The following is a 15025-nucleotide window of genomic DNA, read 5'->3' on the forward strand; positions in this document are numbered from 1 at the left end:
GTGGTCCCTGCCCCGGGGGCTGCTACCCGTCGGCCTCGCCGGACGGTGACATCACAACACCGTCGGTGCTGACGCTTGTGCGCTCACCGTAGACCTGCACATGCCGCCCGGTCGGCTCCATGTCCGCTTCGTCGACGTTCTCTGACTCCTCCTGGCCCTCGACGAGTACGGAGTAGTGCCACGTTCGCCGGGCGGGATCAGTGTCGTATTCGTACTCCGGGGGGCCGACAGTCACCTCCGCGCCAGCCAGACCGAGCCGACGGGTCTCGGCGGAGTCACGGACGAGTACGACGTCCCCCGTTTCGAAACGGGGAGCGGCAGCCGCTTCCATCTCGCCGGCCAGGGCGCCGTAGACCGCGGGGTGCAGGAACACCCCGCCATTGACCGGCCGTTCCCACTCGTCGTTCCAGGTCGCGTCGTTGTTCCGGGTGAAGCCGAGAGCGTGCATGCAGTCGGGCGCGGATCCGTCTGGCGTGAGGTCGATCTCGAAGTGCAACATCTCCGGGGTGCGGTGGAACGGCCCGCGAGCATGCACGACCACCGTGCCGTGAGGCGCGAGTGCGGTGCGAAGGTGTTCAGTAAGTTCCGCCTCTTCCTGAGGGGTGGCTTCGGCCCACAGGGCCAGCCAGACGAGTCGATAGGGGGCCAGGGGTACCGGCTTCCCTTCGTCGCTAGACGGGTCATCAGGAGTCATGGGACTGGTCTACCTCATGGCACCCAGCACTCGTCGCCCGGCATCCCCCTACATGGTCCAGTCGCGGACGGCGGTACGAGCAGAGCAGGCGGCTTCACGCCTTTCCGAAACCATGCTCCGCCGCACCGGTATGGCCGTGGTACGAAGGGGCGTCGTCGGCTGCGTCCGGGGGAGTGGCGCCTGTATGAGCCCGTTAGCGGAAGTGCTGTCCCAGTCGGCCCTGCACGATGTGATCGGCCTGCTGGTCAAGGTGGTCGAGGCCACGGGCGCGCTGATCATCTTCGCCGGGACCGTGCGGGCGTTCGTGCAGTTCGTCCGGGCGGGGGCGCGCGGTCGCGGGAAGGTCGCGGAGTTCACCCGGATCAGGCTGGGGCTGGGGCAGTTCCTCGTTCTGGGCCTGGAGTTCCAGCTCGCCGGTGACGTGCTGCGCACGGCGGTCGCGCCGAGTTTCGCCGAGATCGGCCAGATGGCAGCCATCGCCGCCGTCCGCACCGCGCTGAACTACTTCCTCGGACGGGAGATCGCCCAGGAGCGGGCCGAGATCGAGAAAGGCGGGACGGCGGCCCCGTCTGCCGGTGCGGACTCCCCGCCGCATCGCGCGTCGTAGACGTCAGGACGTGCCCGTCAGCGGGAGTCCCCGGAGCAGTTCGAAGCGTATTGCGCTAGAGCGCACTCCACCTTCTACGTTCGGACGCATGCGATACGTCAAACTCGGAATGACCGGACTGGAAGTCTCCGCCATCACCCTCGGCTGCATGAGCTTCGGCGAGCCGGACCGGGGCGGCGAGCCCTGGTCGCTGGGGGCGGACGCCAGCCGGGACATCATCAAGCAGGCCCTCGAAAGCGGCGTCAACTTCCTCGACACGGCCAACGGATACAGCGCCGGAAGCAGCGAAGAGATCGTCGGCCAGGCGGTCAAGGACTTCACCCGGCGCGAGGAGGTCGTTCTTGCCACCAAGGTCTGGATGCGGATGCGCCCTGGCCCGAACGGCGCCGGGCTGTCCCGCAAGGCGATCTTCGCCGAGCTCGACGCCTCCCTGAAGCGACTGGGGACCGACTACATCGACCTATACCAGATTCACCGCTGGGACTACGACACCCCGATCGAGGAGACCCTCGAGGCGCTGCACGACGCGGTCAAATCAGGGAAGGTCCGCTACATCGGAGCCTCTTCCATGTATGCCTGGCAGTTCGCCAAGGCCCTGTATTTGGCTGACCTGAACGGCTGGACCCGGTTCGTGTCGATGCAGGACCACTACAACCTCATCCACCGGGAAGCGGAGCGGGAGATGCTTCCGCTCTGCGCCGACCAGGGCATCGGCGTGATCCCGTGGAGCCCGTTGGCGCGGGGCAGGCTGACGCGGGTCCGGGACACCGCCACCGCGCGTGCCGGGACCGACCCGGGCGGCACGATCCTGTACCGCGACGAGGACCAGGCAGTGGCCGAGCGCGTCCACGAGATCGCGGGCAAGCGGGGTCTGTCCCCGGCTCAGGTCGCCCTGGCCTGGGTCATGCGCAACCCGGCGGTGACCTCGCCCATCGTCGGGGTCACCAAGCCGGCCCAGCTGGCCGACGCGCTTGCCGCGGTGGACGTCGAACTCGACGACGAGGAGGCCGCCTACTTGGAGGAGCCCTACCAGCCGCACGAGGCCGCCTACCTGGAGGAGTCCTTCTACAAGCGGCAGCCTGTGGCGGGCTCTCGGTAGTCCGGGCTGCCGCCGGGCCTGGCCTTCGACGAGTCCGTGGCCCCGGCCTTAACAAGTGGTATAAGCATGTGAGTTGACGCTCGCGGGACTTCTGTGTTGTTCGGTCCGGGGAATGATCGATTGCACCGCATCGGGCGCGGGCGTGGTGACCGCGGCGCACAGGCCGATCCGCGCCGGGGCTGCGCGCCCCGGAGAAGGCTACGAGACGCCGCATCACTAGTGCTCCGAGCGGACTGCGGTGGGCCAGACGGTGAGTTGGTCACGTGTGTGGGTGACGGTCCGGCCCGGAAGGAATTCCTGTAGTGCCGCGATTTCGTCGCCCTCGAAGTATCCAGTCGCTGTGATCACACCGGTGCGGTGAAGCGTTACCCGTGCAGTTCCCGGCGGCCAGATCAGGATCACTTCTCCGTCACGGGTCACCTGGCGTGCCGGTGCTGTGGCGCGTACATGTTGCAGGTCGCCGTCGTCGAAGGGGCCCTCTAATCGGATGAGGCCTGCGCGGCGGATGAGTCTGCGCGTACGGGCGGGCCACCGTCCCTCGCGGGCGGGTTGCTCAGTGTCGTCAGTGTCGACCAAGGGATTGCGAATGGGAATATCGCTGCATCGTCTGGACATGCGTCTCCCCGGATCGTCGTAGGTGTAGGTTGATTGGCTGCACCCTGGAGGCAGATCGAAAGAGTATGCGTTTACTTTGGCAAACTCAAGTGGTCGGGTGGGGAACGGGGTGCAGGATTCGGCCGAGTTGGATCCCGGCTGTCCCGGCCGGTGACACGCGCATGACCGGGCAACGGGCGTAGGGGAGTTGGGGGAGCGCATGAGTGGGAGCACGCTGTTCGCGGGGCGGTATGCGCTGGTCGATGAGCTGGGACGGGGCGCGTTCGGGATCGTCTACCGCGCCTGGGACATCCGTGAGCAGCGCTACGTCGCGGCCAAGATGCTGCAGCAGTCCCGGGCCCATAATCTGCTCCGGTTCGTCCGTGAGGGCGCCACGCGCATCGAACACCCGCATGTCGTGGCGCCGTCCGGCTGGGCCGCAGCCGACGACAGGGTATTGATCGCCATGGACCTCGTGGGTGGCGGCACGCTGGCGAGTCTGGTCGGTGACTACGGTCCGCTGCCGCCTCGCTATGTGCTCACGCTCGTCGACCAGGTCCTCGCCGGACTCGAAGCCGTCCACGCGCAGCGGATCGTGCACCGGGACATCAAACCGGGCAACCTCTTGCTGGAGGCCACCGGGCTGAAACAACCGCATGTACGCATCGGCGACTTCGGTCTCGCGCACCAGGCCGGCCACATCCGCATCACGCACGTCGACCAGATCATCGGCACCCCAGGCTATATCGCCCCCGAACAGTACGACGGTGCCGAGCCGGACCCGCAGTTCGACCTCTTCGCGGTGGGCGTGGTCGCCCTCCACCTGCTCCGGGGAGAAGACCTGGACGTCCCCGCTCTCATGCAGGCCTTCGACGATGACGGCGTGCTGCCTGCCGCCCCCGAGGAGGTTCCCGATCCGTGGTGGCAGGTGCTTGCCCGGCTGCTCCACCCGGATCCGCGGCAGCGGTTCGACAGCGCGGCCCAGGCGCGCGAGGCCCTGGCCGCGATCACACCGTGGCTGCCCGAGCCGGACAGCGACAGCGCGATCGAGGTATTCGACCAACTCCCGCCGCTGCCCGACGGCTTCGGCCCAACCGGCCCAACCGGCCCAACCGGCCCGATCGCCACGGAGCCCGCACGGCCTTCCGTGTCGACGCCGAAGCCCACCGCCCACACCGTGCAACTCCGCCGGCCCGCACCCGAAGCGATCACCCCGCCGTCTGAGACCGAGCCTGCGCCTGCGCCGGCCTCCGCCTTTACGCCGCAGCCGACTGCCCACACCATGCAACTCCGCCGGCGCGCACCCGCGCCGATCGCCTCGCTGCCCAAGCCCGTCCCTGCCCCGGCCCATCCGCCGACCGCCGCAACCACTCCACCCCTCGCGCCCGACGCGGGCGAAGCGCCCCGCCCCGTCACCGTGCCACCCGGAACGGGCATGATCGCCCTGCTCGGTCTGCTCTTGATCGGGCTGGGCATCTGGGCCTGGCTGGCTTGAACTGGGCTTGCGGCGCAGCAGGCCTGAGGGGCCACCCGGCGCCACGGGACGCACGGGCGGATCGGTCCTACGCGCCGAGCCCGTCCGGCCCGAGCCAGACCAGCCGAAAGCGGCGGCCGCACCCTGCTCAGGGACGTGCACGCCAAGTCCGCGAACGAGTGCGCAGCCCGGCGGGCGCAGATGGCTACGCCGTCGGGCGCCGCGCACGCAGCACACGGCTGGCAGCGACGACGAGGAGCAGCACACCGGCGGTGAACGAGCCGATCGCCAGCATCTTCCTCCCACCCCCGTCGGCCGTCTCGGCTGGCGCGGGGCGTTGACTCCTCTGCGCGGGAGGCTGCGCACCGGGGACCTGGAAGACGCCTGGGTCGCCGGCGTAGACAGGCCGTTTGCGGGCCGACCCCTCGACGCCGAGGCGTACGGTCAGCCGCAGCGGCTTCCTGCCCCACGTGGCGGCGAGCTCGGGGGAGGCGGTCACCTGCACGAAGTACCAGCCGGGAAACCGCATCGCTGCCGTTTTGCGACCCTGGTCGGTCCTGTTCTCGTACGCCACGGCCGGCAGCGCGTTCAGGTCGGCGGTGGCCGGCTCGCCGTGGTAGCTCGTCGAGGTGCCTTCCACCTTCATCCGCGCTGGGTTGTAGACCGTGACCGACAATCCGTTCGCCACATACGGCCCCTCTTTCTGCCCGGCAAGCTCTGCGGCAACCGACAGCCGCTGCCCCCAGTCGACCGGGACACGGTAGAACCGCGACTGGCCCGGGGTGATCTCACCGGTCGCGGCGTCACCGCGTACCCGTGCCGCGACCGCGAACCCTGCCCCGCCCTCCACGGCAGCCGGGGTGCCGTCGGGCGCGGGGGTACGGGGGCGCCGCGCCGCGGGGTTGTCGGCTCGCGACTTCTTCAGCGGAGGCTCGGCATCGACACGCAGATCCAGCCCCCACGGGGCACTCCCGGCGCGCTGACGGTAGCGGGAGACAGCCACGTAATAGGTGCCGGCCTGCTGGCACTTCGCCTCCGCCGCATCTTTGGCCGGTGCGATCATGCGGCTTGTGGAGGCGGCGAGCGGCTGCGCGGATCCGATCGCGAAGCCCGCACCCTGACGATCACAGCGGTGGCCGTCGGCGTCGATGAGCGTGACCCGCAGCGAGTTCGTCGCTGTGCGCTTGGTTGTCGGGCCGGGGATGCCCACCACCGACACGTACGTGTGTGATGTCGCGTCGAGCGCGATGCGGAAGTAGACCGGTTCGCTGCCCGGGAGCGTGCTGCGATACGGCTTCCCTTTGGCCAGCTCGTGGGCGCTGAGCAGGCTGGAGCTCCCACGGACGCTCTGCGCGTCGGGGTCGTAGCCGTAGGCGTCCGGCTTCGGGGCCGCGTGCGCCTGCGGAATCAACAACGTGCCGACAAGGAGCACCACGCCCACGAGCACCCGTAACCAGGCTCTGTTTCGTGTCCCCACCAGGCCCCTCCCGACCACGGTAGTGCAGGGTGCCCTGCTCCGCCGCGCCCTCAACTCGACGACTTCGACGGTTCGTTCACGTCAGCTTTATCCTGCCGCCTGCGGCGCCTGAGTGTCCGGCCATTGCGGTGAGTGGTCGCGAACTGGCCGGTCAAGCGGTTCTCCAGCGCGTTGGTACGCCGCCCTCTGATGTCGTGGCAGGGGACGTCGACACCTACGTCGAAAGAGCGATGGCCACCGTCGCCGTAAGGCAGGAAAGTGAGCGGCAACAGTGCTGCGTCCGGAAGTTGCTGCCATGAACGCTGCCGAGATCATCACAGCGCTCTGCGCGTCCACGCTCGGGTCAGTGGTCGGAGCGATGATCGCCTTCTATTCCCATCGTCACGCGTCTCGCCAACTGGCACTAGCCAACGACCAGGAACAACGCCGTGCAGAGAACGCGGCTCTCAACGCAGCCGTCTCGGAGATGGACGTCGTCGAGGAGATCGCGAAAGAGGCGGCGGCCACCGACCTGCCGACCCAGATGCTCACCACAGTGCTGCCGACCATTCACCACATGCACTCGGATCAACAGATGGCTGTGGTCGTCTACTCGCAGAAGGTACTGCGCTACAACGGGCGAGTGCGACGGCTCATCGCATACGGCGCTGCGAAGCGGACGTTCAAGAACCCGGGTGTCGAGAAGCCCAGGGAACACGCCGATGAAGTGCTCCGTGTAGTGACGAACGCCAGGAAGGCCCTGACTGATCATATGGAATCGGCTAGGTACGTCCATGAACAGCGCACGGATGAGGGACGGTTGCACCGGCTTGGGTCCTAGCTGAGCGGCCTCCGGGGGAAGGACGTTCCAGCGAGGACGTGCGGAGCACGCGTGGGTTTCCCCCCGCCCAGCCCTGAACCGAAGCACCGGCCCGGCGAAGTACGAGCAGGGCTTGCCGTCTCCGGGACGGGGGGAACAGCACTGAGGTTTCCCGACTGCTCACACGTCCTGGTCGTTCTCGGTGTCATCGCCCGTGGCGGGCAGGCGGAGCTGAGGTCACGACAGGAGATGTCGACCGCGCATGCCGCGGTCGCGGAACTTTCACCCCAGGAGGTACCTATGGCGTCACCTGACCCGCACGAGCGGGACGAGGTGCTGGAACTTTACCCCGCCCGTCGGGATGGTCCACAAGTCGCTGTCCACCCGGTGCAGCAAGAGGAGGTTCCCTTGCCCATCGCGTACGAAAACCGACGCCGACGTCTTCCGGCTGGTCGGCTTGGGCGCGTTGGGGTCCCTCCAGTAATCAATCATGCGGGTTGCTCTGCTCACGGTGCCTGACCCTCCACGTCGCTTTCGCTGACCACCCGCACCACCTTCGCGACGCATAGCCCTTGGCCAGCGAGGCCTTCGCCGAGATCCGTCGGCACGGTACCGGCTCCGCCGAAGGATGTGCCGTCTATCTGCGGGATATGCAGCGTCGGGGCGCCCATGATTCAGCCCGGTGCCGGTCGGCGGAAGTTCGCCGGTTAGTCGAACTCCCGCAGAGCGTCGACCAGATGACGGCCCTGTGTCGGTGACCTGCGCATAAGAAGGCTCGCTGTGGTGTGCAACTCGTTCCAAGAGTGCGGGCGCCCAACAGCGGCAGCGTCAGGAACGCTCGCCGTGGCCACGGCTACGGCCTGGGTCGACTCCCCGGCTCCGGCGAGCGCGTGCGCGAGGCAGGCGCGGAACCATGCCTTATCGCGCCGGTATTCATCCGGCATCGCGGCGAGCCCGACGGTGAGTTGGTCAACTGCCGAGCGCCAGTCACGCAAGTGCAGCGTCGCCATCCCGCGCTGCAACCTAAACCAGTTCTCGTCGTAAAAGTACATCCAGCTCGGTTGATCCTCGGGATGCTCGGCTGCCTGGCTCATGGTCTCTTGCGCCTCATCGAGAAGACGGTGCGCTTCCTTCGCTTCGCCGTTGAGCGCGTGTCCACGGGCAGCCATCTGCGTGGCCATGCCTTGCACCCCGAGGGATGTGCCCGGAGCCGACCAGCGGGATGCTTCAGCCAGGCGCACGCAGCGGGTCGCGTGCCCCTTGCTCCAAGCCTGGTGCGCCTTCATGTTCAATGTCGTGGCGGCCATGTCGGCGTTTCCGGCTTCCAGCGCCCACTCGTGACTTCTGTCGTACCAAGCCAAGGCGGCGGCCGTCTGGTCCTGGTCCTGAGCCATCCAGGCGAGGAACTGCGCGTGCTCGGAGGCCAGTCGCACGACACGGTCGGCGAGGGGCCCACGGGCACTGCCGTACAGGTCGACGACCGTACGCAGCTGTTGGCGCATTACGTCCACAAGCGGCCGTGAGCCGATCACGTCCTCCGCGCGGCGGTGTTCGGCGAGCAGTCGGTCAAGCCAGTCGAGTGTGGGGGCGTCCACGCGCGTGCGGGAATCGACCACACTCGCGACGCGGGCCAGCAGCTCTTCGTCAGGACCGGGTCCGGGAAGGATGAGGCCGGGCACGGGGGCCGTGGGTCCCGGCGTGTCCCGTTGACTCGGCGCTCCGAGGCCGGCAACGATGCGCGCCTGCACTTCACCGGAGGTCACCTGCCGCCGTCCGCGCTCGATGTCCGAGACGTCGGGCTGGGCGAGGCCGACGAGTTCCCCGATCTTGGTCTGACTGAGTCCGGTGACCTTCCGGTACGCGCGGAAGACCGCACCCCAGTCGCGGCCGGCGAGCGCCGTGAGCAACTGCGGGTGGGACCACGGGTCGAGGGCGGGTTCCCTGTCCATGGTTCGAATATAGGGCGGACCTATAGGCCCGTGGGATGGGAGCGGCAGGTCTCCTGCGCAAGGGTCTTCACGCAAGGACCCCCGCAAGTGGGTGAACACTCCGGGGGCGCGGTCCACCTGATCGAAGGCAGGCGAACGTGTCGAACGATAACCGCGCAGAAGGTGTGAAGGGAACGGCGCCAGGTGTCAGCGAGAAGCACCCCGTGGGCGTCCTGGTCATCGACATGCGGCGCCAGCGTCTGGGCCGGGTGATGGGGCATGAAGGCCCCTACCTGCAACTGCGCCCGCCGGGCGGAGGCCGCGAATGGGACGCTGACCCCGTGCAGGTGCGCGAGGCGAAGGGAGACGAGATCCTTCGTGCGAGCGTGCACGAGGTGAGCCATGCGGCCCCGGGGCGGACGCCGTGAAGATGAACGTGGTGCGCCCTGACGTGCTTCCCGATCCGAAGACACTGAGCAATCTGCAACTCACGGAATAGGCATGCGCGTTGTGCGGCAGGCGTTTGTTCCGTGATCGGTTGCTGGGCTGCGTCACGTACCGGGACCGCCTCTGCAGGAAGGCCACGGCGGAGTTGTGGGCGTGCGCGCCGGCGTGTCCGCGGTGATCAGAACGTGCCGGGAGTGCCGCGAGGACACGGCCGAGCCGATCCCGGTGGGCCTGAAGCCCATGGTCTCCCGCGGCGGACGCGTCCTCTACCTGTGCCCGCCGTGCCGTGCGGATCTCGGAGTCGTGCCCTTGTCGCAGCACCCCGAAGGCACCCTGGGCCAGGTGCTGTACGAGGAGAGCACCCCCTAGACCGGACGGCGGCGAGCCGGCCCCCGAGTCCTCGCCGCCGGCCGTGGCGCCCCCGTTCCCGCGTGCTGCAGACCGATATCGTGGCGGTGCGATTCCGCGCACCCTCGAGCTGCTCAAGAGGTCCCTGGTCGAGCTCGATCAGCGGCCCAGCGCGGTGACGCTGAGACAGCTTGAGGCTTTGCAGTCCCCAGGGGCATGGAACAACAGCCCGTCCCCGTGAAGGAGTTGCAGGCGCCTCGCGCGCGGCGCCCGCGGGAATCCGGCACGCCACGGCGCACCGCAAGCACGCCCGCGTCTATGTGGGGCGCACGTCTCGGCCCGGCCCCAGGAGTGATGACCTACCGAGCCGGGGCACGGGACGGAGCGCGCCGGAGGCCGGAGGGCGAGCCGTGAGGCTGGTCCGGCCCGTGCACGCGGCCGGGACCCGGACCGGCTGCCCAAGCAACCGATCCGGGCCGTAGGCTGACCGCCGCTGCGGTCACACCCTGGGTTGCCATCGGCTCGGAACCGGGCCGGCACCTGGCCGCGGGTCAGGTGCCGCGAGGCCAGCGCACCCCGGTGGCGCGTGCGCGGGCAGTGCCCGGCGCGCGCACCCATCGCCGCGCTCCCCAAAACAACCCACTGATCCATAAAGCTGCAGCTCAGACGGCTATACACTCTATGTATATGCGTTGTGTATAGTCTCGCGCATGACTTCTGCATACCTGTTGCCGATGAAGACAGCAGCAGCGCTCTTCCCGCTCCTCGCGTTGCTGCTGTTCCTCCCGACGGCGGTCGTCCTGTACCGCCGCCACGGCACCGTGTCGCAGTGGCGCGCCCTGTCGCTCCTCGGCTTCCTCTACTACGCGATCACTTCCCTGTGCATGACGCTCGTCCCGCTGCCCCAGCGGACGGCGGACATGTGCAAGGCGTTCGCGGCGGTCGCCCACCCGCAGTGGATCCCGGGCAACACCTTCAGCGACATCTGGAAGGAGGCGCACCACAAAGTCACGCTCAACGCGCTGGTGCTCCAAAACCCCGCCGTCAGCGGTGCGGTCCTGAACCTGGCCCTGCTGCTCCCCCTCGGCGTCTTCGTCCGCTACCACCTGCGGCGCGGCGTCGCCGCTGCGGCCGCCGCGGGCTTCGGCGCCTCGCTGTTCTTCGAGGTCACGCAGGTCACCGGACTGTGGGGCATCTACCCGTGCCCCTACCGCCTGTTCGACGTCGACGACCTGCTGCTCAACACCTCAGGAGCACTGCTCGGCTGGTGTGCGGCCGGGCCGCTGGCCCGACTGCTGCCGGCGTGGGAGGCGCGGGAGGGCGCGAGGCTGGCCCGCCAGTCCGTCACCCCGGGACGGCGCCTGGTGGCGCTGCTGGTCGACCTGACCGGGGTCTCGGCCGCCACCGTTCTCGTGGTGCTGGTAGCGGCGGGAGACATCTACGGCGCATCCCGTCCCGTACCGCAGGTCATGGTCGCGGTCTTCGCCGTGTGGTTCGTCGTACTGCCCTGGCTGACGGGGGCGACTCCGGGCAAGCGGCTTCTCCTGCTGAAGCTGGCGCCCACCGACGGCGACGGGCGCCCGGCGCTGTGGCGGATCGCCGTCCGCGCGTTGCTGCCGGGCGTGGTGACCCTCCCGCTGATGGCGACCCTTGTCGCCGCGTCGATGGTCCTGCTGTACGGGCCCACGTGGGTGGTGCGCCGGGTGCGGGACGCTTCGGCGGCGGACGCACGCGCGATCCAGTGGGAGCTGATCGACCACTTTCCGCAGGTGCTGCTGATCGTTCTCTTCATGGTCCTGCTCGGCGGGTACGCGCTGATGACCCGCCGGAGCAGGCCGGACCTCTGGGTCCACGAGCGGGCGTCGGGAGTGCGGACCGTGGCACTGGCGCACACCCGCGCCGGCACCGGCCCCGCCCCGGGCCCGCGGACGCTCCGCAGGCCCCCGGACCGGGCACCGACGCCTCCCGGACCTCGGCGCCCGCACCGGCCCGTACGGCGTCGGGGCACCGCTGACCCGCTTGCAGATGGCCGCTGAGCGGGCGTCAGCTTCGTGTGGCAGACCCGACCGCAACACCCGTCGCAGGCCGACCCTCCGGGCACCCCAAGGGGAGGGGCTTGCATGCGGGTGGCTCGAGTTGGCTCCGGCAGGTGGCTGCCATCTCGGGCCGGGCAGCCATCCTCGGGATGGAATGGACGGTCGACCAGGACCTGGCCTGAGGCGACAGCGCACAGCCCGCAGTCACCCCCGAGCCTGGGCTGGCTCCGAAGAACGAACCGTGGTGCTACGAGGTCGCCTGGATCTCACCCCGGACGGGGCTGCGGTCCTGGACCTCGACGGCTCACCCATCCTTCTCGACCTCTCCCACCCCGTGCCCGAGAGCACCATCTGATGACCTCCGGCCCCAACCTCAACGGCAGCGGACCCGGATGGCTCGAATCACTCCTGTACAAGATTGTTCCGTCCCAGGGGCCCGAGCAGGGAGCGGAACCTCTGCTGTACGCGGCCACCAGCCCCGGTGCCACGGCCGGCGGTTACTACGGCCCGCGCTGGTCCGTGGTCGGCCCCACTAAGGCCACGTCCCTTCCGCGCAGCGCCCAGGACATGGCCGTCGCCGCCCGTCTGTGGGCCAGGGCCGAAGAACTTACCGGCATCTCGGTAGCCGCAGTCCTCTGAGTCCTGCTGCCAGGGCTTTTCTCCCTGCGCGGGGCGGCATCCGGCGGCCCCCGAACAGCCGGCAGGGCACGCCGCCGTCTCGACGTCCGAACACACGGACCCCTGCGATGCCCGCACCTTCAGATGACCAGCCCACCACATGCCGCCGCGGTGTGCCCGGATGCTGGTGGCCATGGTTCGAGCCGACACGTCCGGAGCGCCCGGGCGCCACACGCCAGACGCGACCGTGGCCGCATCGTGAACGGGCCCAACAGGAGGGCGCGTAGGGCACAGCTCCTAACCATCACCGCCTCTCCTGCGACCGGATGAGGCTGCGAGGATGGGCCGGGCGCCGTCGCTGTGCCGCAGAGTTTGCTGATGAGGCGGCAGTGCGGGATTGATGGTGAAGAAGATGATGGTGTGGGCGCGTCAGGCCCCGCACGAACATCGGGCCGATCACCGACTCTGTGTCACAGGCATGGGCACCCCATAAGGACCGTCAAGGATCTCCCGACGCAGCACGAAGAAGATCCGTGGCCTCGCCAGCACGGTTCAGGAGACTGAATCCGACGTTTGCAAGTTGCTCGTCGATTTGGCTCGCTGCTGCGAACTGCAGGACGCGCTCCACGCGCCGCGAGCCCGGGTGCGGGGTCCGGGCACCCGGGACGCGACGGCCGCGGGCGCACCGAGCGGTGTCCCCTTGGCCGGTACTGCGGAAGGGCTGGAGAGCGCCCCGGTTCCACGTTAGGCGGTGCTCCCTGCGGACACGATCCGGTCAGCGCACCCCATGATCCTTTAAACGCAGCCGTTTCGTCGCTGCGGCGGAGGTTGAGCGGGAACTCAGGTGCCGGGACGGCAGACTTGCATGAATGTCGAACTATTCTGTGGCCGATGCACCGCAGGAATGTGTGATTCCGCCACTCCGGCCTCGGCCTGCCGACCCGGCGTCGGCCCGCGCGCCGGCTGCCGGTGGAAGACCGGGTCCTCGGTCCGGATCGCTCTGTACCAGCCCCGCCCATGTCACAAACGGAGTCACGGCATTGCGCCTAGATGTTGAGACGGACAAGCACCACCTGACGACCGGCGGGCATGAAAGGGGACGGCCGCCGGCCCGCCCGTCCTCTCAGACGGGTGCGGCGCTCCGCGCCGAAGCCACCCGGCCGGTCCGCCTGCGCACCGGTGACCTGGACGAGGCCCGGCAGATCATCGGGCAGAACTTCTACAGCAACACCGTCGACCTGCTCCAGCCAACGGCCGCCCTCTCCGGGCGCTTCGCGGTCAGCCGGCTCCGCGGCGTGACGCTCGGCGTCCTGCAGTTCGGCGCGGACCTGCGGATGCGGTTCGGCGAGTTCGGCGCCTACCACGTCGACATACCCCTTTCTGGGGCCATGGCATGGCACCAGGGACGCGTCGATCCACTTGTGGCGACTGTGGAGGAAGCCGCCGTCTTCCAGCCGGGCCGCACCACGGTGCTGGACCGGTGGAACGGTGACTGCCGGCTGCTTGCGGTGAAGATCGAGCGGCCCGCGCTGGAACTCCAGATGGAGCGTCTGCTCGACGCCCCGATCCGGCTGCCCCTGCGGCTGCGCCCCGCCATGGACGTCTCTCGCGGCCACGGGCGCAGTTGGGTCCGGCTGGCCCAGACGGCGGCGGAGCACGCTCAGGCATCCCAGGGGCTCACCGGGCAGGAACTGGTGGCCGACCGACTGCACGAGGCGTTGCTGATCGGCCTGCTGCTGGCAGCGGATCATCCTTACCGCGAAGAGCTGGCGCGGCCGGTCCGGCCCAGCCGTCCTGCCCCGGTCAAGCGCGCCGTGGACGCAATGGAGGCACACCCGGAGCATCCGTTCACCGTGGCAGCCCTCGCGGAGATCGCCGGGGTGGGCATCCGACGGCTGCAGCAGGGGTTTCGCCAGCACGTGGGCATGTCTCCCATGGATTACCTGCGCCGGGCACGGCTGGCCCGCGTCCACGAGGAGTTGCGCGCGAAGGAACCAGGCCAGGCGACCGTCACTGATGTTGCCTTCCGCTGGGGTTTCACCCACCTGGGCAGGTTCGCTGCCGCCTACCGTCAGCGCTATGGCGTGGCACCCTCGATAACCCTGTCCGAGACGCGCCCTTAGGACCTGTCCTGCCGATCTCGGCCGTCCAACGGTCACGCTCCAACGGTCACACTCCGATGAAGCTCACCGTTTCCGTCATGTCCGCCCGCCCGGTGCGCAGTTGCGGCACCCCCTCCTTCTCGAACCCCACTGAGAGGCCGCAGAACAGCACGAGTCCGTCATCGACCCCGACGGCCCGGCTGACAGTTTCCCGGTACACGGTCCACATCACCTGAGGGCAACTGTGCAGCCCCTCGGCCCTCAGCAACAGCATGACCGTCTGGAGGTACATCCCCGCGTCAGCCCACTGTCCGGGCCCCATCGTCCGGTCGAGGTAGCAGAAGAGGACGGCCGGCGCTCCGAACGCCTCCGAGTTCAAGGTAGCGATCTTCCTGGGCCGGTCCGGGTCGTCGCGCAAGATCCCCAGCGATTCGTACCGCTGGGCGGCGGCAGCAGCAAAGCGGTCCAGATACGGCGAGGCCAGTCCGTCCGGGTACATCGGGTACTCACGCTCGTCGCCGGGGTCCCCCGCCAGTGCCCTGGCTGTTGCGGCCCGCTTGAGTTCCGCCAAGGGTTCACCGGCCACGACGTACAGATGCCACGGCTGGAGGTTCCCGCTGGACGGAGCCCGCGTCGCTGCGGTCAGCACTCGTTCGAGCACCTCCTTGGGCACGGGTTCATCGCTGAACGCCCGCACGGCCCGGCGACTGTCCACGGCCTCATACACATCCACGTCTTCGCCCTCTCATTCAACCGGCCCCTCCACCGTATTAAGCCGTCAGTACGAGCATCGCCGGGGCAC

The 15025-nt window shown here is 68.8% G+C and carries 13 protein-coding genes; 9 read left to right on the forward strand and 4 right to left on the reverse strand.

Annotated elements, in window-relative coordinates; genetic code table 11:
• Nucleotides 1-22: 22 nt before the first annotated feature.
• Nucleotides 23-694, reverse strand: a complete 672-nt coding sequence (locus tag ABZ906_RS21250; protein ID WP_361384707.1) for a hypothetical protein — start codon at nucleotides 692-694, stop codon at nucleotides 23-25.
• Nucleotides 695-878: 184 nt separating this feature from the next.
• Here ABZ906_RS21250 and ABZ906_RS21255 point away from each other — a divergent pair, with 184 nt between their 5' ends.
• From ABZ906_RS21255 to ABZ906_RS21265, 3 genes are all read left to right on the forward strand, one after another.
• Nucleotides 879-1301, forward strand: coding sequence for a DUF1622 domain-containing protein (locus tag ABZ906_RS21255; protein ID WP_361384710.1), 423 nt, complete (start codon nucleotides 879-881; stop codon nucleotides 1299-1301).
• Between the two features lie 88 nt (nucleotides 1302-1389).
• Nucleotides 1390-2400, forward strand: coding sequence for an aldo/keto reductase (locus ABZ906_RS21260; RefSeq protein ID WP_361384713.1), 1011 nt, complete (start codon nucleotides 1390-1392; stop codon nucleotides 2398-2400).
• 814 nt (nucleotides 2401-3214) lie between these two features.
• A complete protein-coding gene (locus ABZ906_RS21265; protein ID WP_361384716.1) occupies nucleotides 3215-4489 on the forward strand; it encodes a protein kinase in 1275 nt (424 codons plus the stop codon).
• Between the two features lie 184 nt (nucleotides 4490-4673).
• On the opposite strand, the gene ABZ906_RS21270 is transcribed toward ABZ906_RS21265, so the two are convergent.
• A complete protein-coding gene (locus tag ABZ906_RS21270; RefSeq protein ID WP_361384719.1) occupies nucleotides 4674-5903 on the reverse strand; it encodes a hypothetical protein in 1230 nt (409 codons plus the stop codon).
• A 337-nt stretch (nucleotides 5904-6240) separates the two neighbouring features.
• Between ABZ906_RS21270 and ABZ906_RS21275 the strand changes: the two genes are divergently transcribed.
• Entirely contained in the window at nucleotides 6241-6765 is a 525-nt protein-coding gene (locus ABZ906_RS21275) for a hypothetical protein (protein WP_361384722.1), read from the forward strand.
• Nucleotides 6766-7451: 686 nt separating this feature from the next.
• Here the strand turns inward: ABZ906_RS21275 and ABZ906_RS21280 are convergent.
• Nucleotides 7452-8693 carry a helix-turn-helix transcriptional regulator gene (locus tag ABZ906_RS21280; RefSeq protein WP_361384725.1) on the reverse strand — a complete coding sequence of 414 codons (1242 nt, stop codon included), beginning with the start codon at nucleotides 8691-8693 and terminating at the stop codon, nucleotides 7452-7454.
• Between the two features lie 224 nt (nucleotides 8694-8917).
• On the opposite strand from ABZ906_RS21280, the gene ABZ906_RS21285 reads away from it, so the two are divergent.
• From ABZ906_RS21285 to ABZ906_RS21305, 5 genes are all read left to right on the forward strand, one after another.
• Nucleotides 8918-9100, forward strand: a complete 183-nt coding sequence (locus tag ABZ906_RS21285) for a hypothetical protein (RefSeq protein WP_361384880.1) — start codon at nucleotides 8918-8920, stop codon at nucleotides 9098-9100.
• A gap of 172 nt (nucleotides 9101-9272) precedes the next feature.
• Entirely contained in the window at nucleotides 9273-9488 is a 216-nt protein-coding gene (locus ABZ906_RS21290; protein WP_361384728.1) for a hypothetical protein, read from the forward strand.
• A gap of 689 nt (nucleotides 9489-10177) precedes the next feature.
• Nucleotides 10178-11503 carry a VanZ family protein gene (locus tag ABZ906_RS21295; RefSeq protein WP_361384731.1) on the forward strand — a complete coding sequence of 442 codons (1326 nt, stop codon included), beginning with the start codon at nucleotides 10178-10180 and terminating at the stop codon, nucleotides 11501-11503.
• Between the two features lie 354 nt (nucleotides 11504-11857).
• A complete protein-coding gene (locus tag ABZ906_RS21300; protein WP_361384734.1) occupies nucleotides 11858-12142 on the forward strand; it encodes a hypothetical protein in 285 nt (94 codons plus the stop codon).
• Nucleotides 12143-13161: 1019 nt separating this feature from the next.
• The gene (locus ABZ906_RS21305) at nucleotides 13162-14244 is read left to right on the forward strand and encodes an AraC family transcriptional regulator (protein ID WP_361384737.1); all 1083 of its coding nucleotides are present in this window, start codon (nucleotides 13162-13164) and stop codon (nucleotides 14242-14244) included.
• Between the two features lie 46 nt (nucleotides 14245-14290).
• Here the strand turns inward: ABZ906_RS21305 and ABZ906_RS21310 are convergent, their stop codons facing one another.
• Nucleotides 14291-14956 carry a nitroreductase family protein gene (locus ABZ906_RS21310; protein ID WP_361384740.1) on the reverse strand — a complete coding sequence of 222 codons (666 nt, stop codon included), beginning with the start codon at nucleotides 14954-14956 and terminating at the stop codon, nucleotides 14291-14293.
• Between the last annotated feature and the right edge of the window lie 69 nt (nucleotides 14957-15025).

This window comes from Streptomyces sp. NPDC046925 (assembly GCF_040644915.1).
Taxonomy (GTDB): domain Bacteria; phylum Actinomycetota; class Actinomycetes; order Streptomycetales; family Streptomycetaceae; genus Streptomyces.